Origin of the sequence: Streptomyces roseifaciens, assembly GCF_001445655.1 — a bacterium.
GTDB lineage: Bacteria > Actinomycetota > Actinomycetes > Streptomycetales > Streptomycetaceae > Streptomyces > Streptomyces aureoversilis.
In genome coordinates this window covers 76,228-102,827 of the sequence record NZ_LNBE01000003.1, presented here as the reverse complement: position 1 = coordinate 102,827, position 26,600 = coordinate 76,228, and the positions used below count along the sequence as shown (strand labels likewise).

11 protein-coding genes are annotated in these 26,600 nt (G+C 68.6%); 8 read left to right on the top strand and 3 right to left on the bottom strand.

Annotated elements, in window-relative coordinates; all coding sequences use genetic code 11:
- Window positions 1–489: 489 nt before the first annotated feature.
- The 4 genes from pglW to pglZ all read left to right on the top strand — a co-directional run bounded on the left by pglW (window position 490) and on the right by pglZ (window position 15,829).
- Entirely contained in the window at window positions 490–5,181 is a 4,692-nt protein-coding gene (gene pglW, locus AS857_RS06480) for a BREX system serine/threonine kinase PglW (protein WP_058042192.1), read from the top strand.
- Window positions 5,182–5,242: 61 nt separating this feature from the next.
- Window positions 5,243–8,992, top strand: coding sequence for a BREX-2 system adenine-specific DNA-methyltransferase PglX (gene pglX / locus AS857_RS06475; RefSeq protein ID WP_107105525.1), 3,750 nt, complete (start codon window positions 5,243–5,245; stop codon window positions 8,990–8,992).
- Window positions 8,993–9,014: 22 nt separating this feature from the next.
- Complete coding sequence (pglY, locus tag AS857_RS06470; RefSeq protein ID WP_058042191.1) at window positions 9,015–12,914, top strand: BREX-2 system ATPase PglY; 3,900 nt, start codon at window positions 9,015–9,017, stop codon at window positions 12,912–12,914.
- Window positions 12,914–15,829 (top strand): BREX-2 system phosphatase PglZ, encoded by a 2,916-nt coding sequence (gene pglZ, locus AS857_RS06465; protein ID WP_058043947.1) that lies wholly within the window; start codon window positions 12,914–12,916, stop codon window positions 15,827–15,829. Before pglY ends, pglZ begins: the two co-directional genes overlap by 1 nt.
- A 210-nt stretch (window positions 15,830–16,039) precedes the next feature.
- On the opposite strand, the gene AS857_RS06460 is transcribed toward pglZ, so the two are convergent.
- The gene (locus AS857_RS06460; protein ID WP_144440744.1) at window positions 16,040–17,095 is read right to left on the bottom strand and encodes a restriction endonuclease; all 1,056 of its coding nucleotides are present in this window, start codon (window positions 17,093–17,095) and stop codon (window positions 16,040–16,042) included.
- A 229-nt stretch (window positions 17,096–17,324) separates the two neighbouring features.
- Between AS857_RS06460 and brxD the strand changes: the two genes are divergently transcribed.
- The 4 genes from brxD (at window position 17,325) to AS857_RS39470 (ending at window position 23,561) form a co-directional block, all read left to right on the top strand.
- Entirely contained in the window at window positions 17,325–18,626 is a 1,302-nt protein-coding gene (gene brxD / locus AS857_RS06455) for a BREX system ATP-binding protein BrxD (protein WP_420823918.1), read from the top strand.
- Between the two features lie 53 nt (window positions 18,627–18,679).
- The gene (locus AS857_RS06450; protein ID WP_058042188.1) at window positions 18,680–20,836 is read left to right on the top strand and encodes a DEAD/DEAH box helicase; all 2,157 of its coding nucleotides are present in this window, start codon (window positions 18,680–18,682) and stop codon (window positions 20,834–20,836) included.
- A gap of 146 nt (window positions 20,837–20,982) precedes the next feature.
- Window positions 20,983–22,068, top strand: a complete 1,086-nt coding sequence (locus AS857_RS06445; RefSeq protein WP_144440743.1) for a hypothetical protein — start codon at window positions 20,983–20,985, stop codon at window positions 22,066–22,068.
- Window positions 22,069–22,364: 296 nt separating this feature from the next.
- Window positions 22,365–23,561 (top strand): hypothetical protein, encoded by a 1,197-nt coding sequence (locus AS857_RS39470; protein ID WP_144440742.1) that lies wholly within the window; start codon window positions 22,365–22,367, stop codon window positions 23,559–23,561.
- Window positions 23,562–23,975: 414 nt separating this feature from the next.
- On the opposite strand, the gene AS857_RS06430 is transcribed toward AS857_RS39470, so the two are convergent.
- Window positions 23,976–24,875 carry a DUF5655 domain-containing protein gene (locus AS857_RS06430; protein ID WP_058042184.1) on the bottom strand — a complete coding sequence of 300 codons (900 nt, stop codon included), beginning with the start codon at window positions 24,873–24,875 and terminating at the stop codon, window positions 23,976–23,978.
- A gap of 287 nt (window positions 24,876–25,162) precedes the next feature.
- Window positions 25,163–26,491 (bottom strand): class I SAM-dependent RNA methyltransferase, encoded by a 1,329-nt coding sequence (locus AS857_RS06425; RefSeq protein WP_058042183.1) that lies wholly within the window; start codon window positions 26,489–26,491, stop codon window positions 25,163–25,165.
- Window positions 26,492–26,600 lie beyond the last annotated feature (109 nt).

Sequence of the window (26,600 nt, the reverse complement as noted above, 5' to 3'; positions counted from 1 at the left end):
TTCCCCTCCGGCCAGCCGGCCCCTCCCGCGCCCAAGGCCGATCTTCACACAACCAATGAATCCTACGCGGAGGGCGTCACCGTGACGGCCCGTTGCTTCCTGCCGTTCCCCCAGCAGCCGGTGGCGCATGGGCGCCGCTCTGACATCGCCGCGTCAGCCATCGCTGCGGCACAAAGGCATAACGTCACCGTTTACGGCGATACGATCGCCGACCCGCAACCCACCGCTTCATCCGTACACGCATCGACTGGGCGCCACTACGGCTGAATCACTCTGGTCCGCCTGGCCGAATCCTTTCGCCGTGCGCTCCGCCCCGGTCCATCGCCGCCAGGTCTGGGCTGCAGGTCCTCTGGCGTAGCAAGCTCAGACTGCCCTTGGCGTCAGTATCACCCTTTAAGATTCATCCGAGGGTTGAGCCGGGTTTCCTGACACGCTGACAGGAATGCGGCAGGCACACATGCGCACAAGCAGACACAGGCGGGGGGCCGCATGCTGGAAGGCCGGTGGACGACGGTCACCGAGTCCGAGTACGAGCACGAACGCCGCGGTCTTGAGGCGATCCGCAGGCGCCTGCCGGACGAGGAGCCGTGGCGCGCCTGGGCGAACTTCCAGTTCACCGCGAACAGCGGGCACGTCCGTGAGGTCGATCTTCTGGTCGTAGCGCCGGCCGGAGTGTTCCTGGTCGAGCTCAAGGATTGGCACGGCTCGGTCCACGGCGGCGGCAACGACTGGGTGCAGACCACGCCGGGTGGGACCAGTCGTAGGCACGGCAACCCGCTGCACCTGTCGAACCGGAAGGCCAAGGAGCTGTCGGGTCTGGTCAACGGTGTCTCCGGTCGGCCTGCGGACCGAACGAAAATCTGGGTGGGTGAAGCGGTCTGCTTCACCGACGACAAGCTTCGGGTGAACCTTCCAGCCGCCGATATGAACGGCGTGTTCACGGTCAAACAGCTCGTGGAGATGCTGGCCGTACCGCCGGGAGACGCCCGGTACCAGACCACAGCCGCGACGTCCCGCCTTGTCGATACGGCCCTGAAGAAGCTCCGTATCGCACCGATCCGCCGCCAGTACGAGGTGGGCTCCTACCTCCTGGAGGCGAAGGCGTTCGACTCCGGACCCACCTGGGCCGACTATCTGGGCCGCCATTCCCAGCTGCACGATCTGGCACGGGTGCGGGTCTTCCTCAGCGAACGTGGCGCCTCCGACGACGAGCGGCGCTCGGTGGAGCGAGCCGCCGCCCGCGAGGCAGCGGTGCTCAGCCGGTTTCGTCATCCGGGCGCGGTGCAGCTGAAGAATTACCTGCCGTCTGGGCACCCCGCCGGCCCCGCGATCCTCTTCGACTACCACCCGGAGACGCTGCGCCTGGACGACTACCTGGTCCAGCACGGGGACGGTCTGGATCTGAAGGCTCGCCTTGCTCTGGTGCGGCAGCTTGCCGAGACGGTGCGCTCCGCACACTCCCGGCGGGTCCACCACCGCACGCTCTCGGCGCACGCGGTGCATGTGATTCCGCGCGACCGCGGCCCTCGCGGGCGTGAGCTCAGCGAAGAGCAGCGCTGGCTGCGCCCATGGCCGCAGATCGCGGACTGGCAGATCGCCACCGGGGAAAGCGCCAGCCGCGGTCGGCCGCTGACTTTGGCTCCGACCAAGGTGTCGGGGTTCCATATCGCGGAGCAGGCCGATCCGTATCTGGCTCCGGAGCTGAAGATCCCGAAGGCCGATCCGGTGCGCCTCGATGTTTACGGGCTCGGCGTTCTCACGTACCTGTTGGTCACCGGGCAGGCGCCGGGCGCGAGCCAGAGCGAGGTCATGGCACGCCTGGAGGCCGGCGAGAGCCTGCGTCCGAGCGCGCTGGTCGACGGTCTCCATCCGGACGTCGACGATCTGGTGGAAGCATCCACTGCGTACGAACCCGGTCGCCGTCTGTCCACGGTCGACGATTTCCTGGAAATGCTGGAGTACGTCGAGCAGGCGTTCGTCGAGGAAGTCCCGGGAGGCAGGGATACGGCTGCAGGTGCAGGCGGGGACGATGGTTCGGCCACAGCCGGGGGCGAGGAGCGGTCCGAGCCAGAGAAAGATCCGCTGGAGGCGGTGGCCGGGGATGTGCTGGCCGGGCGCTGGGAGGTCGTGCGCCGGCTCGGTACGGGCTCGACCGCGCGGGCATTCCTGGTGCGGGACCTGGAGGGCGAGCCGCGGCGTAGCGGCGCCCTGCCGGTGGCGGTGCTGAAGGTTGCGCTGAGCGAGGCCAAGCACGCAGTCCTGGATCGGGAGGCGGAGGTCCTGGGTCGTATCCACCGGGATTCCAGCATCATCTCGCTGTACGAGCCCGAGCCGCTCACGCTGGCCGGGCGCCGGGTCCTGGTCCTGGAGTACGTGGGCGACAGTCGGGAGCTGAGGGACCAGGACGGCGGTACGGTCAAGGGGCCGCGCCGCCGTGAGGACACCGTCGCCCGTCAGCTGCGGGACAACGGCCGCCTGGGCATGGACCAGTTGGAGGCGTACGGGAAGTACCTGTTCGGCGCGGTGGAGCACCTGGAGGCGGAGGGGATCTGGCACCGGGACCTGAAGCCGGACAACATCGCGATCCGGATCCGCCCCAATGGCACCCGGCAGCTGGTGCTGATCGACTTCTCGCTCGCCGGATATCCGGCGAAGGAGATCGAGGCAGGCACTGAGGGCTATCTCGACCCCTTCGTAGGGATCATCACGCGCGGCTCGTACGACGGACACGCCGAACGGTATGCGCTGGCCGTGACATTGCACGAGATGGCGTCGAACGAGCTGCCCCGCTGGGGTGATGGCTCGGTCACGGCCCGGCAGACGGATGCGAAGGAGTGGCCGTACCCGCAGCTTGTGGCCGACGCCTTCGAGCCGGCTGTCCGGGACGGCCTCGTGGCGTTCTTCCGTAAGGCCCTGGCCCGGGACGTGAAGGACCGCTTCCCGGATCTGAAGCCGATGGAGCGTGCCTGGCAGAAGATATTCCTGGACGCACAGCAGACGACGGCGCCGAGCACTGGTCATGGTGAAAAGTCGGCGCGTGGAGCGAAGAGCGGCACGGACGTGGTTGCCGGGTCAGCGGCGGAGCCGCGGATCGGGCGGGAGGACGACGACGTCTCCGCTGAGCAGGTCCGCGACCAGCAGGCCGAGCGCGCCGACCGCAAGACGCCGCTATCGGTGGCCGGTCTGACGGTCGCGGCGCAGTCGCAGCTGTTCGCGATGGGGCTGAACACCGTCGGGGACGTCCTGGAGTACTCGGCGAAGAAGTTCCTCACTGCGCCGGGCATGGGCTCGCGTACCCGGGAGGAGATCCAGCGCCGACAGAAGGAGTGGAACGCACGCCTGGGCAAGGCGGCTCCCACGCCGCTCAGCGCGGAGGCCCGCAAGGCGGCGGGCCAGGAGCTCTCCGACCTGGAGCGGGCGGTCGCGGAGTCGATCGCCGCAGCCGACGGAGACATCACCGACCCGCAAGTGCTGTGCGGCCTGAGCCTGGACGCGCTCGCCGCCCGCCTGGTGCCGAAGCCGTCCAGCGGCAGCGCCCGCTCCAATGCCAAGGAGCGCGAGGCGGTCCGGCTGCTGCTGCGGCTGCCCGACGAGGCGGGCACGCTGCCCGGGGGTCTGGCATGGGTCCGGCAGCGGGACGTCGCCGATGCGGTGGGGCTCACTACGGGCCGAATCCCGCAGATCGTGAAGAAGGCGCGCGAGCGCTGGTACAACGACCCCGCCCTCGCGCTGCTGCGTGAGCAGGTGGTGGAGCTCCTCGCCGAGCGCGGCCGGGTAGCCCCGGTGATCGAGCTCGCCGACGCGCTCATCGCCCGGCGCGGCACCCAGCACGTGGAGCGACGCGACCGGCGCGCGCTCGCCTTGTCGCTGCTGCGTGCGGTGGTGGAGCGTGAGAGTTACGACAATGAGTCCCCGCCCCTCTTCCGTTACTTCCACGCCCGGATACCCAAGGGCGCCGATCCGGTACTTGGCCTGCTCGCCCTGGATGTCCGGGAGGACGTGGACGGCCCGGACACCCCGGCGCTGCCGGCCCTGCAGGAATACGCGCTGAACCTGGGCGTGCGGGCCGACCGGCTCGCGGCGCTCGAGTCCCTGCCGACGGCGAGCACGGTCCTCACCGACCTGGACGCGGTGCGACGGCCGCCGGGCAGCCTGGGCTGGGACGAGCGGCGCACGGCCGAGATCGCGGTCGCCGCGTCCACCCGGGCCGCGCTCACCCCGCGCCTGGAGATCTACCCGCGTGACCTGGACCTGGTGCGTGCGCTGCGGATCACCCAGGCCGGCGTGATCGCCGTGCAGCCGGGCGTTGAGGAGGAGCGGCAGCCGGGCCTGACGGTGGACGCCCTGCACAAGCGGGTCGCCACCCGCTTCCCCGACCTGGGCACCGATCCACTGGCTCCACGCGAGCTGCCCACGGGCAGCGCCCTGGTCCGCGACCTGAAGCAGGCCGGCTTCGAGCTGAAGCTGGCGACCCGCTACGACAAGGTGCTCCGGCTCGTCCCGGACCGCCCGTACGGAGACACCACCGCCGGGCTCACCTCGGCGAGCTGGGGCGCCTCGGCAGCGCGCCGCTCTGCTCCTACCCAGTACGACGCAGACGCGGCCGTCGCCGCCGCCGTCAAAGCTGAGCAGCGGCTCGCGCACTCGGCACGGCGGGACGGCTTCCGGGTCCTAACCGTGCCCCAGCGGCGCGCCGAGGAAGCGGTGCAGCGGCTGGCCGACGAGCCGTACGGGGCTCGACCGGTGTCGCTGACCGGACTGTTCGTGGACGAACTGCGCGGCGTAGTCAGCGAGGCGGCCCGCCCGACCTGGGAGACCGTCCTCAAGGCGGACGCCGCCGAACCAGGCAGCCGGGCCCACCAGCAACTGCGGATCCGCACCGACAAGGCGTGGGGGCGGATCGAGCCGCGATTGCGGGAGCGGCTGGCGGAGGGGCATGGCCCGCTGCTGCTCACCGACACCGCAGTCCTGGCCCGGTACGACGCGCTCGACCTGCTCGGGCGGCTCGCGGAGGAAGCGCGACAGGGCGGCAGCCCACTGTGGCTGCTCGTCGCCCAGTCCGATCCAGCGCGGGCGCCGCGGCTGGCCGGACAGAGCGTTCCGTACCAGGCAGGGTTCGACGAGTGGATCGTCGTGCCCGACGCCTGGGTTGCACGCAAACACCTCGAGCCGAACGCCTAACCCGCCTCCCCCCCTTCTGCTGATCTTCTCCGTCCTCTCCCATTCCCGACTGGAGCCGTTCGTGATCGACCGTCAGAACCTCCTCGCCGACCTGCAGAAGCAGGTCAAGGCGGCAGAGACCGACCTTGAGCAGCAGGTCAAAGCCGTCCCCGAGGTCGGGACGCGGCTGCGCGGCGAGTATGAGCAGGCCCGGAAGCTGGGCCGTACGGCGGCGACATGGAACGCCTGGCTCGACGAGCGGATCACCCAGGTCGCGGTGGCCTGGGTACTCGGCACGGTCTTCGTACGGTTCAGCGAGGACAACCGGCTGATCGCCGAGCCGTACATCACCTCTCCCGACGTGGCGGGGCGGGAGACCGCGCAGGCTCGGTACGAGGAGTACCTGGAGAAGGACGCCGACCCGACGTACCGAGGCTGGCTGGAGACGGCCTTTGCTGAACTCGGTGCCGGGCAGGCCGGGCGACTGCTCTTCGACCGCGACCACAACCCGCTCTACCAGATCCCGCTCTCGCACGACGGAGCGGGCGCGCTGCTCGCGTTCTGGCGCGAGCAGCGCGCCGGCGAGGGCAGCGGGGACGAAGGTGAAGGCGGTACGGTCCTCGTGCACGACTTCCGCGACTCGCTAAGCGAGGACGGCACCAAGGGCTGGGACACCCGGTTCCTGGGCGACCTGTACCAGGACCTGAGCGAGGCGGCTCGTAAGACGTACGCGCTGCTGCAGACGCCGGAGTTCGTGGAGGAGTTCATCCTCGACCGGACGATGACCCCGGCGGTGCGGGAGTTCGGCTTCGAAGAGCTGAAGATGATCGACCCGACCTGCGGGTCCGGCCACTTCGTGCTCGGCGCGTTCCGGCGCCTGGTGCGAATGTGGGCCGAGCAGCGGCCCGAGGTAGGCGCGTACGAGCGGGTGCGAGCGGCCCTGAACTCGGTGCACGGGGTGGACCTCAACCCGTTCGCGGTCGCAGTGGCCCGCTTCCGGCTGCTGGTCGCGGCGATGGCCGCGAGCGGCATGCGAACGTTCGAGGAAGCCCGGCGGTACGAGTGGCCCATCCAGCTCGCGGTGGGCGACTCGCTCATCAAGGACCGGCAGTTGGAGCTGCAACTGGGGTTCGCGCTTGATGGGGATGGCGGCGGCCCGGCTGGTGACCCGCTGGCCGAGTTTTCCTACGCGACGGAGGACGTGCACGAGTATCCCGGGATTCTGGAGCAGGGGCGGTACCACGTGGTGGTGGGTAACCCGCCGTACATCACGGTCAAGGACAAGCAGCTGAACCAGCTGTACCGGGGGCTCTACGACGCATGCGCGGGGACGTACGCACTGTCCGTCCCCTTCGCCCAGAAGTTCTTCGAACTTGCCAAGCGGGGCAGGACCGATGGGAACGGCTATGGCATGGTCGGCCAAATCACGGCGAACTCCTTCATGAAGCGAGAGTTCGGCACGAAACTCATCGAGGAGTACTTCGCACACAAGGTCGAACTCACCGAAGTCATCGACACGTCGGGGGCGTACATTCCGGGACACGGGACGCCGACGGTGATCCTCGTGGGACGGCCAAGGGACGGATCGAAGCGCCAAGCGACGATTCGGACAGTGCGAAGTGTGCAAGGGGAACCCTCCGCACCGGAGAAGGCCGAGGAGGGGTTGGTCTGGACGGCAATTGTCGAGCAGATCGACCACCCCGGTACCACAAGTCAGTGGGTGTCGGCAGGCGACCTGGCACGCGACCGATACTTCAATCAGCAGCCATGGATTCTTACAGACGGCGGCCTCGAAATGAACGAGGCCATCAGCCAGGCTGGCACAGCAACTCTGTCGCAAGTCTGTCAGAGCATTGGATTCAACTGCGTAACACGCGAAGACGACGCCTACATGCTGGGCACGGAAGCGTCATGCAGGCTTCGGGTACCCGGCACGCATATTCGAATCTTTCACGGTGGCGGCTCGATCCGCGACTGGCAAAAGACCGAAGGGGTCGGCACAGTCTTCCCGTACCTGGAGGAGAGCCGCAAAGCCGGAATCCCGGAAACCGTCGAGCGCCTCCTATGGCCCAGCCGCACCCCCTTGCGGCATCGCCGTGCCCTATCAGGTACGCAGGAGGAGCAGGGTCTCGAATGGTTCGAATATTCCAGCTTCAACCCTAAGCGCTACTGGTCAAAGTTCCTGATCGCATTCCCATTTGTTGCGACACACGGCAGTTTCACCCTGCGACGTGATCAAGATGGTTTTATCCGCACCGCCCCAGTAATCATGCTGCGAGAGGGCGCGACGGAAGAGGAGTACGTGCGGCTGCTGGGGCTGCTCAATAGCTCCACGGCCGGGTTCTGGCTGAAGATGGTGAGCCACGACAAGGGTAGCCAAGGTGTGAATGAGGGCTACAAGTCGCAGGCGTGGGAGCGCTTCTATGAGTTCACCGGAACCAAGCTCCAGGAATTCCCGCTTCCCTCCGAATACCCCACCGCCGTCGCAACCGAGCTCGACACGCTTGCCCAGCAGCTCTCCGCCACGACCCCCGCCGCCCTCGCCGCCGAGGCAGTCCCCACCGCTTCCGCTCTCCGCCCGGCCCAGGTCCGCTACACCTCCCTCCGCGCCCGCATGATCGCGCTCCAAGAGGAGCTGGACTGGCAGGTGTACACCCTCTACAACCTGCACTCCGAGGACCTGCGCCTGCCTAACATTGCCGACGTGCCCGAACTCGCGCTCGGCGAGCGGGCCTTCGAGATCGTGCTGGCGCGTCGGGTCGCGGCCGGTGAAGCCAGTGGCGAGTGGTTTAAGCGGCACGGGTCCGAGCCGATCACGGAAATCCCCGCGCACTGGCCCGCCGACTACCAGGCGCTCGTGCAGAGGCGGATCGAGGCCATCGAGTCGAACCGTGCCATCGGCATGGTGGAACGCCCCGAATACAAGCGGCGCTGGGCCACCGAGGGCTGGGATGCGATGCGACAGAAGGCGCTGAAGTCCTGGCTGCTCGACCGGGTCGAGGACCGCGCACACTGGTTCGACACCAGCGGCAATCCCACCATCACCACGCTCGCCCGCCTCGCCGAAAACCTGTCCGTCGACTCGGACTTCGTGTCCGTCGCCGAGCTGTACGCACCCCGGCAGGATCTCGTGAAGACCGTGCGGGAGCTGCTGTCCGAGGAGCACGTGCCGTTCGTGTCCGCACTGCGGTACAAGCCGGCCGGGTTAAAGAAGCACGCCGACTGGAAGCAGGTGTGGGAGTTGCAGCGGGAGGAGGACGCTGCGGCCGACGAGCCCGCCAAGCGGAAGGTCCGTGAGCGGACGCCCGTGCCGCCGAAGTACACCTCGGCGGACTTCTTGAAGCCGAGCTACTGGCGTGCGCGCGGCAAGCTCGACGTGCCCAAGGAACGGTTCATTTCATATGGCACGGTCAACGTGCAGTCGCCGGAGCTGTACGGGTGGGCCGGCTGGGATCACCTGGAGCAGGCCCTCGCGCTCGCCTCGTACATTCAGCAGGCCGGTCTCAGTGACGACGACCTCGTGGCGTATCTGGCCGGGTTGCTTGAGCTGCAGCCGTGGCTGGAGCAGTGGTACGGCGAGTACGACCCGGAGTTCGGGGCGTCGCCGGCCGCCGAGATCCTGGCGTTCCGGCAGCAGAAGCAGGGTGAGCTCGGGTTGACCGACGATGCGCTGCGGGCCTGGCGTCCGTCCGCGGCCACGCGCGGACGCGGCGCGAAGAAGGCCGCTGTGCCGAAGCAGCGCACGAGCACGAAGGCCGCCGTCCAGACGTCCTTCACCGACGCCGACACGAATACCGTCACCGATGCCGTCAGCGGCACAGAGTCCGCCTGAACAGGCGAGGAGTTAAGACACCATGGCGTTCATGAGCAGGAACAACCCTCGCCCCGAGGACCGCCCGCTGCTGCGGGAGTTGATCGACATCCCGGAGTCGGTGTCCACCTCCGACTTCGTGTTGAAGCTGAACGAGGCGGTCACCCCTGAGGGGGCCGAGGCGGCGCTGAAGGACTACGTCGTCACCGACCGGCTGCTCGGCAACTTCGACGAGGCACTCGACTTGATCAAGTCGGCGCTGGACAGCCGCTCGTCGAAGGCTGCCTACCTGCACGGCTCGTTCGGTTCCGGTAAGTCGCACTTCATGGCGGTGCTGTACGCGCTGCTGTCGCGGAACCAGGCCGCCCGGGCGCGCGGCGACCTCGACCCGGTGCGGGCCCGGCACGCCTGGCTGGATACGGACGACCGCAAGTTCCTGCTGGTGCCGTACCACATGCTGGGCTCCAAGTCCCTGGAGCAGCGCGTGCTCGGCAAGTACGTGGAGCACGTACGCAAATTGCACCCCGGATGCCCGCTGCCGCAGGTCTACCGGACTGACGGACTCTTCGAGGACTTCGCCGAGCAGCGCCGCCGCCACGGCGACGACCGGGTGATCGAGCAGCTCGCCGACGCCGGCGACGGCCAGGAAGACGAGTGGGGTGACTCCTTCGCCTGGACCACCGAGCTGCTCGACCAAGCAGTGAACGCGCCGGAGGAGCACGAGAACACCAAGGACCTCGACCTGGAGAACCCCTCCACGCCGCGGGAACTGCGGGCGCGTCTCGTGCAGGACCTCACCCAGACCCTGTTCCCGTCGTTCTCGCGTAACGCCGTGGAGGATGCTGACGGGTTCGTCTCCCTGGACAAGGGGCTCGGCATCATATCCGCGCACGCCAAGTCCCTGGGCTACGACGGTCTTGTCCTCTTCATGGACGAGCTGATCTTGTGGCTGGCCTCCCGCATCCACGATCAGAGGTTCGTCTCACGCGAAGCTGACAAGATCACGAACTTCGTGGAGGGCGGCGACGAGCGGCGCGCCATCCCGGTGGTGTCGTTCATCGCCCGCCAGCGCGACTTGCGCGAGCTGGTCGGTGAGGAGATGTCGGGGGCGGCCGAGGCCGCCGTCCAGGACAGTCTGAAGCTCAGCGGCGGGCGCTTTGACAAGATCGTTCTGGAGGACCGCAACCTCCCGCAGATCGCGCAGGCCCGCCTGCTCAAGCCCACCAGCCCGGAGGCCGAGGCGAAGGTGGAGGCTGCGTTCGCCGAGGCCAAGAGGCTCGGTCCGGACGTGTGGGACACCCTGCTCGGCCACGACAAGTCCACCACCGGCGCGGACGAGGACGCCTTCCGGCGGACGTACCCGTTCCCGCCGGCGTTCATGGACACCCTGGTGCACATCTCCGCCGCTCTGCAGCGCTCCCGCACCGGCCTGAAGCTGATGAGCCAGCTGCTCGTCGACCACCGCGACGACTGGCGGCTCGGGCAGCTCGTACCGCTGGGCGATCTGTACCCGGCGATCGCAGGTGGCGGCGACAAGGCGTTCAGCGGCGAGACCAGTGTTCACTTCGAAGCCGCCGACAAGCTGTACCGGGACAAGCTTCGCCCGTACCTGCTGAAGACCAACCAGATCACCGAGGACCAGGTCGAGGCGTACCGGCGCCGTCCCGAAACGCTCGGCGACCCGCAGCTTGCGGCTCGCTGCCGCGATTTCACCGGCGACAGCCGGCTGCTGCAGACCCTACTGCTCTCCGCACTCGCGCCCAGCGTCCCGGCGCTCGCCGATCTCACCCTTGCGCGGCTACACGCCCTCAACCACGGCTCCATCACCACCCGCATCGCAGGCACCGAGGTCGGCCGGCTCGAGCAGAAGGCGAAGGAGTGGGCGGCGACCTTCCCTGAAGTGAAGGTGACCGGCACCGGGCCGGGTGCGGTGGTACGTCTGGAGCTCACCGGCGTCGACCTGGATGCCGTCCTCGCGAACGCCCAGGTCCACAACAACCAGGGCAATCGGCGTGCCAAGATGCGCAGTCTGCTCAAGGAGGCGCTCGACGTCAGCGACGGGCCCGGCGGCTTCGACGCGTACGACGTGCTCAACCTGGTGTGGAGGGGAACCGAACGGCAGGTTGAGGTGGTCTTCGGTAACGTCGCCGAGGTCGACTCTCTGCCCGAGGCGACCCTGCGGCCCAGCCAGGACGACGCTTGGCGGCTCGTTGTCGACTTCCCGTACGACGAGGGCGAGTTCGGGCCGATGGACGACCTGCAGCGGCTGCGTGCCCTGCGGGAGAAGCCGGGCGGCGACTCGCGCACCCTGGCCTGGCTGCCCACCCACCTGACCGATGCTTCCCGGGGCGACTTCGAGCGCCTCGTCGTTATAGACAAGGCCCTCGCCGATGAGGTCCGCTTCGACTCCGACTTCGCGCGCAGCCTCAACGCCGACGACAAGGCACGCGCCAAGGGCATGCTTCAGTCGCAGCTGGCCATCCTTACCGAGCGCGTCACCCAGGCACTGCGGCAGGCGTACGGGCTCGCGCAGAAGCAGGAAGGGGTCGTCGACCTCAGCTTCGACACCCATCTGGTCGCCCAGCAGGATGTCCCCGAGCTGCGGCTTCCGCTCGGCGCATCCCTGGATGCCGCCGCGCGTGACCTGGCCGGCAAACTCCTCGCCCATCAGTACCCCGCCCACCCCGACCTGGACCCCGACGGCACGGGCAAACCTGTGAAGCCTGCCGAGATCAAACCCGTCTTCGAGTACGTGCGCAAGGCCGCCGAGGACCGCGACGGACAGGTCGAGGTCGACTCCAAGGACCGCAAGACCATGGCGCGGATCGCGGGCGGCCTCGGGCTCGGCGCCATGCGGGAGGCGTACTACCGGCAGTCCACGGCCTGGCCCGACCACTTCAACGCCCAGGCACGCCGGAACAGCACCGCCGAGCCGACCCTGGTCAAGCTCTCCGACTGGAGCGACCTTCCCGATCCGCGCGGACTGCCTGAGCCCCTGCGCCGGCTGCTCGCCGCTGCGTACGCGGAGATGACCGACCGGGTGTGGGTGCGCGGCGGTGTGCCCGTCGAACCCGCGCCGGCACCGCACGAGCTGAAGCCGGACTACGCCCTGCGCGAGCAGCAACTGCCCGACGAGAGCGACTGGACGGAGGCGCGCAAGCGCTTCGAGACCGTGCTCGGCGACCGGGCGCCACAGCTGCGGCGCGGGCGGATCGTCAACCAGTTCGCCGGGCAGATCAAGCGGGCCGCCGCCGCGCTCGCCCAGGACGCCGGACGGCTCGTCGGGGAGCTGGAGAAGCATCGCGACTTCCTCCAGCTGAATGACGGTTCACCCCGGCTCGTCCTCGCTCGGCGGGCGCAGGAGCTGGTCAAGGAGGTGACGGAAGCGGGCATCGAGGCGAAGACCGTCGTGGAGCGGCTCGCCCGCTTCGACCTCGGCGATTTCACCGCCCACCGGTGCGGCATGTCGTTGAAGAGCGCCGGGAAGGTCGCCGACGCGCTGCAGAGCACCAGCTGGGACCAGCTGGGCCTGGCCGACACCCTCGGCGTGGACGGCGCGGCCGTCCTGGAGCGGGTGCGGGATGCCGCCGCCGGCGACCCGGGTGACTACCCCGACCTGCCGGGCGTATTGAACGCCAGCGGCCGGGAGGTGCTGTCTTTGCTGAGGTCTCGCCAGACCACGGGCGAGCGCCCCCAGCCGTCGCCCACTCCGCCGCCGAGCTCCGACAGCGTGGACTTGAACGGCGGTTCCGCCCACCCGCTGGTGCTGCCGGAGTCGACGCAGCGGCAGGGCCCGCGCACATCGTCGCGGACCGCGGCCCGCTCCGGCGGCGGGCGGACCACCGCCGCACGGGCCGCCGCCGAACTGCAGGCAGAGATCGCAGCGCTGGCGGCCGAGCACCCGAACGCCACCGTCGAGGTCATCTGGAAGGTCATCGAATGATGTCCGACACCGTCACCACAGCTTCCGCGACCGCCGGCCCCGCCCGGCTGTCCGCGGGAACCGTCCGCCAGTACCTCGCCGCCCGCAGCCGGCTCGGCGACGGCGCGGTCCGCGTACTGCTGCTGCGGGCCGCTCCCCTCTGGGACGGGCCCGCCGTGCAGCGGACAGCGGGCGGGCTGCAGGCGCGGGTGGCCGTCGCGCCGTCGGTGCTGGCCGTGCACGAGCAGATCCTGGGCCATCTCGATGCGGCTGCTCCTCCCGACCCCAAGGTCCTGGTCGTCCTCACCGACCGCGAGGACACCGACCTCGACCCGGGGCTGCTCGCCCGCGTCTACGGCGGAAGGATACGGTCCGTCGACAACTGGGAGGTCGTACAGGAGGCGTTCGACGCGCGCGGTCTCGACGGGCGGCTGCGCAGCGAGACCTGGGCGGCCGAAGCGCTCCTCGACGCAGCGGCAACCCGCGGCTGGCCCTCGCTCGGCAAGGGACTGCTCTCCCGCGACGAGGCCCTCACGCGGCTGGCCAGACGACGGCTGAGGCTCGACCGCCACCACACGGACGCGTTGGGCGGGCCGGCCGCACACGACGACGGAGACCGCATCGACCCCGTCGCACTGTTCCGGTGGACCCTCACCCCCGGCGGCCCCGACCTCCTGCGTGACCTGCGCGGACCGGAACGGGCCGGCCTGGCCCGCTTCCTCGCCGAACCCGAGCACGGAGGCTCCACCGGCAGGATTGTCACTGCCCTGGTGGACGCCGAGCACGGTGCGGACGCGGCCGCATACGCGGTCGTCTGCGCGGCCCTGTGGGGGCACGCAGCGGCCGACCACGACTTGTACCGGGCACGCGGTCGCGCCGAGCGGTGGCTCGGCGACCAGCCGCCCGCCCAAGGCGACGCACTCGACAGACTCCTGACGTCCTTCGGGCACAACGGCGAGGCGTACGTACGCGGCCTCGTCGACCGGGGCGAGCATCGGCTCGCCGACCCGGTCCTGAGCCGGGCCGCACAGCTCGTCGCCCAGTTCGGGGCGCAGACCGCCGCCGCTGCCAGCCCGCTGCTCGCGGCCGGACTCGACGCCCGCTTCACCGCCGCGGGACGCGCCCTCGCCGACGGCGGTACCGAGACGGTCACGGCCACCGTTACCGCGCTGGCCGAGCACGCGCTGGCCTCCGACGGCGCCACCCGCGCCCGTATCGAACGGGTACGGATGGCGGCGCGGCTGCGGCGGTGGCTCGCGTCCCAGCCTGACTCCGACATTGCCTCGGTGGCCGACGGTACCGCCCGCCAGATCCGCGAACTCGGCTGGGTAGACAGAGCATTGGAACACCTGGACGCGGGTGGCGACGCGGACAACGCACTCGCCGACGCCTACAGCCAGATCGGCGCGCAGGTGCGAGCTAAGCGCCGCGAGCTGGACCGCGCATTCTCCGAACGGCTCGCAGTGTGGACCGCGGACGGCACCACCCCCGGCGCCATGCTCACTGTGGAAAGCTTCCTGGACCGAGTCGTCGCGCCCGTCGTGGCCTGCCCCGGCCGACGCGTCCTGCTCCTCCTCGTCGACGGGATGAGCGCGGCGATCGCAGCCGAACTGGGTGAGGAACTGCACGGACACTGGTCCGAGTTCGATCCGCTGCAGGACGCGGCCGGAGCACCGGCCCGGCGTGCCGTGGCCGCAGCGCTGCCCACCCTGACCGCCGTCTCCCGCACCTCGCTGTTCGCAGGCACCCTCATGAAGGGCGACCAGAACGACGAGAAGCGGCTCTTCCCCCAGCACCCCTGCTGGAACGGGGCCCCGGCAGCCGTCTTTCACAAGGACGACCTGCGCAGCCCCGACACCGGTTCGCCCTTCTCCACCGCTCTCACCGAGGCGCTCGCCGACGGGCACACCCATGTCGCGGTCGTCCTCAACACCGTGGACGACCGGCTCGCCAAGGAGCAGAAACTCGGCGACGGCGCCTGGGAGGCGAAGGAGATCGGCGGCCTGGAGCCGCTGCTGCGGGCCGCCCGCGCCAACGACATGACCGTGCTCCTCACCTCCGACCACGGCCACGTGATCGAGCGACGCAGCAGCAAACTCGATGTGACCGGTGCCACCATCGGCTCGGCCCGTCACCGCCACCCCGGCGGTCCCATCACACCGGCCGAGATCGAGCTGGCCGGGCTGCGGGTGGTCTGGCCAGAGCCCGGATCAAAGATCGTCGCGCTGCGGGACCATGACACCCGGTACACCGCACTGAAGGCCGGCTACCACGGCGGGGCGACCCTCTCCGAGTTCACCATCCCGCTGCTCGCCCTGCTGCCGTTCGGCGCCGAGCCGCCCACGGGGTGGCGGGAGTTGGGCGACCCGACGCCCTCGTGGTGGGTTGAGGACGCCGAAGACGGTGCCGAAGCGGAGACCGGGCGCATCGGAGCCGACGCCGGTGCCATGCCCGACACCTCCACAGCGCGCTCGCGTCGGAAGCAAAGCACGAAGGCCGCCGCGCCCGTAACCGAGGGAGCCATCAGTCTCTTCGGCGAGGACGAGGTTGCGCTCCCGGCAGCACAGGAGCCTGCCTCCCCTGCGGTGGAGCCTGTGACCGTATCGGCGTCCGCCGCAGCAGAGGACGCGGCCGCCGCTCTGGTGGAACGCCTCATGGCCACCGAGCTGTACCAGGCACAGTTGGACCTGCTCGCACGTAAGCCACGCGACAAGGCGGTCCTCCCGAAGGCTCTGGCCGCGCTCATCGAAGCGGGCACCCTGCCGATGACCGCCCTCGCCGAGCGTGCCGGCCAACCAGCCACCCGCGCCCCTGGCTTCGCCGCTACCCTGGCCCAGCTACTCAACTACGACGGCGCCCAGATCCTGGAGATCCTCCCCGACAACCGCACCCTGCGTCTACACCGGGCCCAGCTGGTCGAGCAGTTCGGGCTGTGAACCGGAGTTCTGCGGCTGCGATGGGCGGGGCGGTTCGCCACCCCGCCCGGTCCGCGCACCGGCCGCCCGGTCTCCACATGGGTGTCTGGCTGGCCCTGGGCGTCGCATCGGCCGTCACCACCGGTGCCGGCCTCCTCATCGGAGCGTTGCTTTCTTGACACAGGAGACCATCGGGGGCGGGGCACCCGCATGTTGAGACGGGTGCAATCTCTATGCGGGCCCGGTGCCCTTAAGGACCGACTCCAGGCTTTCCCCGTTCTCCGCCCACCGCCGCAACTCCTCGCGGCCGATCAGCCGCGCCCGGAAGTCTTCCGCCGCCCACCCCTTCGCCCCGCCAGTGAGCCTTCCATTCGTCACGACGACGGGCAATGTCGAGGGGTGCGTGGCCATGGCCCCGCCGTACAGGTGCTGCACGACGGGCTGACCCACCGAACCACCACCACCGGTGAAGTGCTTCGCCTGCACCATTACGAACCGCCCGAGGGGGTCGGCCGCGAGGACATCGGCGCCCATGTCGCCAGCACCCCCACCCGAGCGGATGATCCGGTATCCATCGCGGTCGAGGAGGTCGGCGATCAGCTGCTCGAACTGGCTGTGGTGCAGCTCATCGATCCCCTCCAAGTCCATCAACGTGGGCTCCTGGAGAAGGGGACCGTTGAGGGCCTCTATGACCACCTCCCAGAGCGCCGCCAACCACAAGATGACGTCCTTACGCATGGTGCGGGTAAACGTCGCATGCTCGGCGTAGCGCTTGACGAACAAGGCGGTCGGCTCAAAGAGGCTCCCACCCTCCACACTCAGCAGCGGCGACGAGGCGTGAGCGAAGGTCTCCGATATCTCATCCACCGAGTTCCAACCGGGCGAGTACAGGGGTGAGACCCCGATCTGGCCGGAAAGACGCTCGGCTTCCTGCCTGCGTCGGACCGACTTCAGGTCGCCCGCCATGAGCTCCTCGAAGAATTCGATGAGCACGTCATCGATTTCGCCAGCTTCGTCGTCACACTGCTGCACGTCGCGCAGGAGACGTTGATCATCCCGAACTAGGTCGAGAGCAAGGGCGTCGGTCCGGGGAGCGCGGGTGGCGATCTCCTTGTGAGCCCGCAACACCGTGGCGCAACGTTCCAGCCTGCCTCGCAGAATCATCAGCCGCTGACGCATGCCCTCGGTACCTGTCTCTGTGCCGGGCAGCAGGGCCTGCCCGAACTCCGGCCCCGGTGACGCCGGTCGCCGAGTGGTCGGCCGCGCCGTGCTCGAATCGATACTCAAGGTCCCCCCTCGGATGTTTCACGCCGAGGTAAAGCCTAGGTGATGCCACGTCAGGCTCAACCTGGCCGGAGCCGTACTCGACCGGGCTCGCCGCCGTGGCTCGCGTGCCGAAGCCAGTCCCGTTCGTCCTCACACTGCGATTCGTATGCGGCGGCCGGCCGGATGGGAGACTGTTCGGGTGAACGCGTTTGGATCTTCAGCGTCCGGGGCCGCCGTCCCGGTCGGCGCCGTGCGACGGCGGGCCGTGGTGGACGCGCTGCGGCGCGGCGCTGTCCCCGAGAGCGGCCTCGACCTGCTCGCCACCGGACTGGGCCGCTTCGAGCAGGCAGTCGACGAGGAACTGGACACCGTCGCCGCCGGCGGCTCGGTGTTCAAGGCCGTGCGCGGCGAGTACGGCTCCGGCAAGACCTTCTTCACCCGCTGGCTCGGCGAGCGCGCCAAACGGCGCACCTTCGCCGTGGCCGAGGTGCAGGTGTCGGAGACCGAGACTCCTCTGCACAAGCTGGAGACTGTCTACCGGCGACTCACCGAACGCCTGACCACCGCTAGCTTCCCGCCCAGCGCCCTGCGCCCGGTCGCTGACGCCTGGTTCTACGCGCTGGAGGAGGACGCACTCGCCGACGGCGCGGGCGAGAGCGAGCTGCCGGAGGCCGTGGACCGGCTGCTCACCGCCCGCCTGGCCGAAGTGTCCCGGCAGGCCCCCGCGTTCGCCACCGCCTTGCGCGGATACAAGCAGTCTCTGGACGCCGGCGATGAGGCTACCGCCGCTGCGGTGATGTCCTGGCTCGGCGGCCAGCCGCACGTCGCCGCAGCCGCCCGGCGCAGCGCCGGCGTCCGAGGCGACCTCGATCACTTCGGCGCTTTCGGATTCTTGCAGGGCCTGCTCACCGTGCTCCGGGACGCCGGGCACGCCGGACTTGTCCTCGTCCTGGACGAGGTGGAGACCCTGCAGCGGGTCCGCTCCGACGCCCGTGACAAGGCGCTCAACGCGCTGCGGCAGCTCATCGACGAGGTCCACTCCGGTCGCTTCCCGGGCCTGTACCTCGTCATCACCGGCACGCCCGCCTTCTACGACGGACAGCAGGGCGTGCAGCGACTCGCGCCGCTCGCCCAGCGTCTCGCCACCGACTTCACCACCGATCCCCGCTTCGACAACCCCCGGGCCGTCCAGATCCGGCTGCCTGGATTCACCGAGGAGTCACTGACCGGCCTGGGCGCCACCATCCGTGACCTGTACGCCGAAGGCTCCCGGTCCCCCGACCGGATCAAGCAGCTCGCCGACGACGCGTACCTCACGGACCTGGCACGGGCCGTGGGCGGGGCCCTCGGCGGAAAGGTCGGAGTAGCACCGCGGCTGTACCTGAAGAAGCTGGTCGGAGACGTGCTCGACCGGATCGACCAGTTCCCCGACTTCGACCCGCGCACTCACTACAAGCTGACCGTGGGCAGCGGTGACCTCACCGCCACCGAACGGAACTTCGCCGCACCCGCGCCAGCCGCCTCGGCGGACGACCTCGAACTCGAACTCTGAAGGGCCATTTTCCGAAGTCCCGAACTCTGACGACCAGCGCAGGAGTCACAGACGTGCAGGAGCAACGGCGCGGCACCGACCCGGTGGAACGCCTCGACCCGGTAGTCCTGCATCACATCGTCAACACGCTCGGGTGGCCCGATCTACGCCCCCTGCAGAAGGCCGCCGTGCATCCGCTGATGGACGGCGAGGACGCGGTCCTTCTCGCGCCGACGGCGGGCGGGAAAACGGAGGCCGCCACCTTCCCGCTGTTGTCCGCCATGCGAGAGAAGCGCTGGACCGGCACCTCCGTCCTCTACCTGGCGCCGCTCAAGGCGCTCCTGAACAACCTGGTGCACCGGGTCGACAGCTACGCCCAGTGGCTGGGGCGCCGAGCCGCCCTCTGGCACGGCGACACCCCCGAGTCCGTACGCCGTCGCATCCGCATCGATTCCCCCGACTTCCTGCTCACCACGCCCGAGTCCCTCGAAGCGATGCTCATCAGCGTCAAGACCGACCATGCGCACATGCTGGGCCGGGTGCGTGCCGTTGTCGTCGATGAGGTGCATGCCTTCGCCGGGGACGACCGCGGTTGGCACCTGCTCGCCGTACTCGAACGCCTTGAGCGATTGGCCGGCCATCGCATCCAGCGCATCGGCCTGTCCGCCACGGTCGGCAACCCCGACGCCCTGCTCACCTGGCTCCAAGGCGCGAGCCCCGCCGACCGCCTCGGCCGGGTCGTCGCCCCCGGCGTCACGCTGCCCGCCACTAACAGCACCACCAGCAGCACCGAACTCCTGCGTCCTGTTGGAGAGGTGGAGCTTGACTACGTCGGATCGCTCACCAACGCCGCCAAGGTGATCTCCGCCCTGCACCGGGGTGAGAAACGGCTCGTCTTCTGCGACTCCCGCAAGCAGGTGGAAGAGCTCGGTGCGGCACTGCGCGCCCGTGACGTCACCGTGTTCCTCTCCCACGCCTCCCTCTCCACCGACGAGCGCGCACGCTCCGAGCAGGCATTCGCCGAAGCCCGCGACTGCGTCATCGTCTCCACCTCCACCCTCGAACTCGGCATCGACGTCGGTGACCTCGACCGCGTCATTCAGATCGACTCACCCAGCACCGTGGCCTCCTTCCTGCAGCGCATCGGCCGCACCGGACGCCGCACCGGGACCTCCCGCAATTGCCTGTTCCTCGCCACCCGGCCCGACACCCTGCTCCAAGCCGCCGGCCTGCTCACCCTGTGGTCCCGCGGCTGGGTGGAACCCGTCACCCCGCCGCCCTCACCCCGCCATCTTGTCGCACAGCAACTCTTCGCCGTCACCCTGCAGGAACACCGCATCGGAGACCGTCTGTGGCCCGAGCAGTGGAACGGCCTCACACCATTCGACCGGTCCGCCGCGCCCATCGTGTCCCACCTGGTCGCAGGCGGCTTCCTCGACAGCGACGGCGGCATGCTGTTCATCGGCCCCGAAGCCGAGAAGCACTTCGGCCGCCGGCACTTCATGGAGCTGACCGCCTCCTTCACCGCACCCCCCGAATTCACTGTGCTCGCCGGACGCACCGAGATCGGCACCGCCGATCCCACCGTCCTCACGGAGGAACGCCAGGGCCCGCGCCGCCTGCTCCTGGCCGGCCGCAGCTGGCAGGTCACCTTCATCGACTGGGCCCGACGCCGTACCTTCGTGGAACCCGTTGAGGACGGCGGCATCGCCAAATGGCAGGGCAGCGAAGTCCGCGGCCTGTCGTACGCCCTCACCCGCGCCATGCGCGACGTCCTCCTCGGCACCGACCCCGACGTCCGCCTCACCCGCCGCGCCATCGCGACCCTCGCCGAACTCCGCATGGACCACGCACCCCACGAAGTACACCCAGCAGGCACCCTGCTGGTCCACGACGCCGACGCCACCCGCTGGTGGACCTGGGCCGGGTATCGCGCCAACGCCACCCTCGCCGCCTCCCTTGGCAACCTGGCCGACCCCGTGCAGCGCCCCACTGACACCCATATCCGGCTCCGCCAGGACCTCTCCCCCGCCGACTGGAAGACGGCCCGAGCCGAACTCCCCGACTCCCTCACCCTCCCCACCGTCGACCCGCGCGCCGTCCGCGGCCTGAAGTTCTCGGTGGCCCTCCCTCCCCGCATCGCCACCACCACCCTCGCCGAACGCCTCGCCGACCTCGACGGCGCCCTCGCTGTGGCCCGCGAGCCCGTGCGGGTGGAATGGAGCGCCTGAGCAACCAGAGACACGGCCCTGCCAGTACTGCGGACCAACGGGCAGAGTCAGCCATGGCCAGATGGGCCGACCCTGCTGGCAGGCCGAGCATCCCGTTTCTGCGTGCAGGAACGGGATGTCAGTGGTGTCACCCATGATGGGCAATCATGAGGAACGCGATCATCAGCGGCTGTGTCTTGGCCGGGGCGATATATATCGGGCTGCGCATGCCCTTCATCGGCCCGCAGTGGTATGCCCGGAACCGCCAACCCCAAGGGACTCTGCTCAGGCTGCCCCTCCTACGCCGCTGGGCAGAGTCACCAGCCCCCGCCCGCATTGCGCGAGCACGGGTCCTCCTGACCAGGCCCGGCAATACGCCTTCTGGAGACCTGGAAGCGAGCTGGGGTCGTCTCGAAACGTTGGTACGAACACGCGAGTTCGCAACGACATGCGTCGTCATGTCCTGGATGCCGCCTGGGCTCCTGGCCCTCGGGGCCTGGTTCACCCTGCTCATCGGCGACCCTCCAGGGGCACAGTGGACCACCAGCGTCGGTATTTGGCTCGTGACCGCGGCCGCCATCGGCTTCGGTACCTACGACTGGCGCCGCTACGAGGAATCCGAGCCCACCCAGCACACCGTGCACCTCGCTCTTTACGCACTGGATGCCTGCCACGGTCCCGCTCCCGATTTTGCCGGCGGTCAGGACCCCGACGTGATCGCTCCGGCAATTGAAGCGTTCTGCGCCGCGCTTGCTCGCCAGGCCGAGTACGTGCCCAAGACGAGCGACCCCGAACTACGCAATCAAGCACGCGCGGATGCGGAACTGGTCATCAAGAACGTCCAGGCAGCGAAGATCCGGTTTTTGCGCAACGACGCAACCGCGCTCGATGAGCTCTCCCGTATCCTGATGTCCGTGATCACCCATGCGGTGAAGGCTCCCTCATCTCCGCCTGACATGCGAGTTGCAGATGAGGCCCTGATCTCTGCAAATCCCGGCTGGAACGGCCCCATTCCACGGCCTGCCTTTGCGGTGAGGACCGTGGTCTCCTATGCGCTGTTCACCGCATATCTGACGGCTATCGCTCTCCTGGTCAACTGGGTGGACTTCCCCGAACCCATCTCGGCCATTCTGGTACCTGTCCTCGCGTTCCCCGGGCTCAGGGCCCTGCAGAGACACCGCAACTCCACCCCGAACACGGCGACTGACGGAGCGCCGGGAGCCGACACCACCAACAGCGCAAGACCCCTGTGACAACAGGGCTTCCTCCCCGTCTACAGGCAGTCAAGGCACCCGCCGGCCCACGCCCCACTCGCCATGGCGACCGGGCCCGCAGACCGCTTCCCCGTCTGAGCGGCTCACTTGAGACGTTCAGTTCCTCCTTGTAACAGCACACCGCCGGTTGGGTTTGATTCGTCACGGCCAGGTGTCGGGCCCTCCGGTACGGCTGCCGAAGCAGCGATGTCAGAGCCTCGTGGCACGATCATCGGAGTTGCATGGCATGCGTTGCCCTGGCCGGGGCTACACGTCTGACATCCCGAGGGGGAATTGTGACCGCCGACCCTGTTTACCTGCTCAACGGAGGCATCTCACGCATGGAGCACACACCCTATGAAAGCGAGGCAGAGCTCCAGGATCTGATAGCCGACCATCCTCAGGTTCTGGCCTGTGGCCCCCTCGTAGACTCCCCCAACCTGATCCTTGTACGGAAGGAGATGCCCACACCCCTCAACGACGAAAGTTCCAGAGGCTTGAGCCTTGACCACCTCTTCGTCGACGTGGACGCACTGCCTACCCTCGTCGAGGTCAAGCGTGCCAACGACACCCGCATACGTCGCGAAGTCGTAGGGCAAATGCTCGACTATGCCGCCAACGGAGCTCGATACTGGACCGAAAAAACACTCCGCGACAACTTCGAGCAAACTTGGCGATCCCGCGGACTCGAATCAGAGCAAGCTTATGAGGATCTCCTGCCCGGGCGCGACCCGGATATCTTTTGGCGAGAAGTACGCCAGAACCTCCAGAGAGGGAACATGCGCCTGCTGTTCGTCGCGGACCACATTCCGGATGAACTGCGCGCCATCGTTGAATTTCTGAGCGGCGCATTGAAAACCACCAGCGTCGCAGCCATCGCCCTGCCCCGGTTCCGCAGTCCGGACAGTCTCACGATGCTCTCCCCGCACGCTTATGGAGCCGTATCGGACACCGTTGTTCGCCGTCCCGCATTCAGGCGCGGCAAAGAGCCGGACATCTTCTGGAGCGCGCTGGAACAACACGGCGGCCCCGAGCAGCTTCAGGTCGTACGAGACCTCACCAGCACCTGGGAAAGCCAAGGTGGTGCCCCCTGGTACACCACCACCGAGAACGGCTCCGCCACATACACCCTCCGCGCACCCTACGCCGATGGCAACAGCTACGTCTGGCTGGCATGGATCGCCGTCTATCCGAACCATCGGATCCGAACCAAGGTCGTGTTCGATTTTTCTACTCCCGCGCAAGAGAAGCTCTTCCGCGACGAAGCCCTGCGTGACGAGCTGTTGGCTCGCATGAGTTCAGTGGCAGGAATTCCTTTGGTCACAGGCCGCCGCCCGAGCTTCCCGCTGGAGAGACTGCTGGACGAAGCCACTCGCGAAGAGTTCCGGCAAACCGCGTCCTGGTTCCGAGAGCAAGTTCGGTCGAAGATACCTCCGTTGGACACCGTGCCCTCAGCGATGGCAGAGGCCACTGAGTCCTCGACGTCCGAGTAGCAGCGGCTCAGCCGGGTTCGTGCGAGGGCGTGTTCTCAGTCGCTCGTTCGCAATCACCAACGGGGACAGCAGTCCTGCGTACTCGGGCGTTCCAGCGGATCATCAGGACTGACACCACGAGCACCAGCACGGTCAAGGGCGCTGCCAGGAGAGCCTGGAAGGTACCTCTCTGCCAAAATCTCGCGTTGCACAACCAGGCCACACAGCGCAGCAGAGGCGCCTCCGCGTATAGCGTTGATTTCCCGGTTCACCAAACCGGCTCCCAGCTGGATCATGGGGGTATCCACCGCCAGCCCTGCCCCTCTGACTGAAAGGACATGTCACGTCGCTCCCTCAACTTCAGATACCCGATTCTCCGCGGGCAGCTCTCTTCTCCCCGCTGCGACGGACCTCATGTTGCCGGTGAGCTTGGCCCTACGCGGCCTCGTAGCTCAGCCGGAACAGGTCTCCAGCGCGCTCCAAGTCCGCCTCAGACCGCAGGCGCACCTCGAGCGCCCCCGTGCCGTGGTGGCCGATCTCCCTTACGTCCCGCGTGAAGCCGGGGACGAGGTCGACCGTGTCCGGGTCTGCCTTGAGGTAGACGACGACCTCGCGCTGCTGCGTGCGGCCGACGCAGGCGAAGTTCTTCAGCCGTCTGTAAGCGAGGTACTGCTTGCGCTCCACCTGCGTCACGTCATCGCCGAGCGACACCAAGACGTCGTCCAGGGCCGATCGCAGCTCGTCCAGCGGTCCGCCGGCGCCACAGGGCTGCACGATCGTCGTGTCGGCACGATCTCGCTTGCGCACGGCACGCCGCTCCTTGGCCGACGACGTTACGGAGACCACCGTCTCCAAGGCGAGCAGCTCGTGGCCGAAGTAGCGGTATCGGACGAGGTCGATGTTGCGCTGGATCTCGCGTACGGCGTGGACGTCGTATCGGGTGAAGCTCTCCGCGACGCAGATCAGCCTGGGCGCGCTCCACAGCACCTGAGCCGCCGCCGCTGCCCCGAGGCGTTCGCGGACCAGGAGCTGGAACTCGGCCCGGTGGTCGGTCAGCCAGGAAAGGTAGAAAAGGCCCTGGGGGATTACACCCGAGCTCTGGCCACGCTTGTATTCCACGATCACGGGCGCGCCGTTCTCGTCCAGGCCCAGCGAGTCGATCCGGCCGCCGTGCAGCGGTCCGGTGCTGTACTCGCTCGCGAGGAAGCGGACGCCCAGCAGCGCCTCCATGTTCCTCTCGACCAGCTCCTGCAGATGCCGCTCACGCACCGCCGTGGCCGATACCACCTCTGCCGCGCCACCACCCGCGACGTTGAACAACCTCAGACTCGACACCCGTCCCCCCTGTCCTCGCGGATCACAACGATCCGCGAGGACAGGATTGTTTCCGGAGGTGTGAGCGCACGTCAAAGTACTTCGGAACCGCGTCGTCGTGCAGCCTGCGCAGGCCCCTCGTCCTACCCAACGCATCGCCCGTCGACCACCCAGTCGACGGGCGATTTTGCGCCCTCTGGCCACCCTCCCAACGAGCGTCAGGAGAGCGTCACGAGCGTCATTTCAGCGTCAAAAATTCGCCCCTAACGCCCATAGCGCACATAATGCACACCAGGTAAAACCGCAGGTCAGAGACCCTTTGCGGCAGGCTTAAGGATCGCGACGCACTCAACGTGGTGCGTCATCGGGAAGAAGTCGAAGGCGCGCAGCTTCACCGGCTTGTAGCCCGCCTCCGCGAAGTAGGCGAGGTCGCGGGCCAGGGCGGCCGGGTCGCAGGCTACGTAGGCGATGCGGCGGGCGCCGAGGGAGGCCAGGTGCTGGACCGTCTGCTTGCCGGCGCCGGCGCGGGGCGGGTCGAGGACGATGATGTCGGCCTCCTTGATGCCCGTGCGCGGGAGGACCTGCTCGACCTTGCCCTGTTCGATGCGGACGCGGTCGAGGTCCTGGAGGTTGTGGCGGGCGTCCTCGACGGCGCGCTTGCCGGATTCGATGCCGAGGACGGCGCCCTTCTCGCCGATGCGCTCGCCGAGGGCGCCGGCGAAGAGGCCCACGCCGCAGTAGAGGTCGAGGGCCATGTCGCCCTTGCGGGGCATGAGGCCCTGCATGACGGCCTTCACCAGCATGTCGGCCGCCTGCGGGTGGACCTGCCAGAAGCCGCCCTCGCCCACGCGGTACGTGCGCTCGTCGGCGCGTTCGCGGACGAAGGGGCGGCCGTGGACGCGGTGGACCTGCTTGTCCTTCTCGCCGATGCGGAGAACCGAGACCGGCTTGTCCAGCTCCACGATCGGGAGGCGGCCTCCCGGCTTCGGGGTGAGGATCACCTGGCGGTCCGCGGAGCCCGACGCTGCAATGGCCTCGACCGTTGCCATCTGCGGCCACTCGCGCTTCTCGATGCCCAGCTCGCTCACGCCCGGCGCGGCGATCATGCAGTGGTCGATGACCTGGACGTCGTGCGAGCGGTGCTTGCGCAGGCCCGCGTGGCCCTCGGCGTCGATCGCGTACTGGACGCGGGTGCGCCAGGCGGGGACCTCGCCCGCGGGGAGCTTGTCGCCCTCGGCCGGCATCACGGTGCCGTCCCAGCCGGCGTCCTCGGGGGTGAGGCCCGCGAGGCGCTTGAGCTGCTCGGCGATGACCTCGCCCTTGAAGCGGCGCTGGGCGCCGGGCTTGGCGTGCTGCCAGTCGCAGCCGCCGCACTTGCCGGGGCCGGAGAAGGGGCAGGGGGCCGGAACGCGGTCCTTCGACGGTTCCAGGACCTGCACCGCGTCTGCGCGGAGGAAGCGGGAGGTTTCCTCGCCCTCCGTCACCTTTGCGATCACGCGCTCGCCGGGGAGCGTGTGGCGGACGAAGAGGACGCGGCCCGACTCCGTACGGGCTACGCAGTGGCCGCCGTGGGCCACCGGGCCGACCTCGACCTCGTACTCCTCGCCGACCAGCGTTTCCTGCGGTGCGTTCTGCATGGTGGTCGGCTCCAGAGACGTAAAGAGAAAGGTGGGGCGGGACAGCCGTCCAGTCTACGGGCCGTCCCACCCCACCTGCGAATTCACCGGGTCGACGGTGCTACTTCTT

Coding starts and splice junctions, on each gene's coding strand:
- AS857_RS06445 (WP_144440743.1), top strand. CDS start 20,983: ATGAGGAACGCGATCATCAGCGGCTGTGTCTTGGCCGGGGCGATATAT.
- AS857_RS06425 (WP_058042183.1), bottom strand. CDS start 26,491: ATGCAGAACGCACCGCAGGAAACGCTGGTCGGCGAGGAGTACGAGGTC.
- pglW (WP_058042192.1), top strand. CDS start 490: ATGCTGGAAGGCCGGTGGACGACGGTCACCGAGTCCGAGTACGAGCAC.
- pglY (WP_058042191.1), top strand. CDS start 9,015: ATGGCGTTCATGAGCAGGAACAACCCTCGCCCCGAGGACCGCCCGCTG.
- pglZ (WP_058043947.1), top strand. CDS start 12,914: ATGTCCGACACCGTCACCACAGCTTCCGCGACCGCCGGCCCCGCCCGG.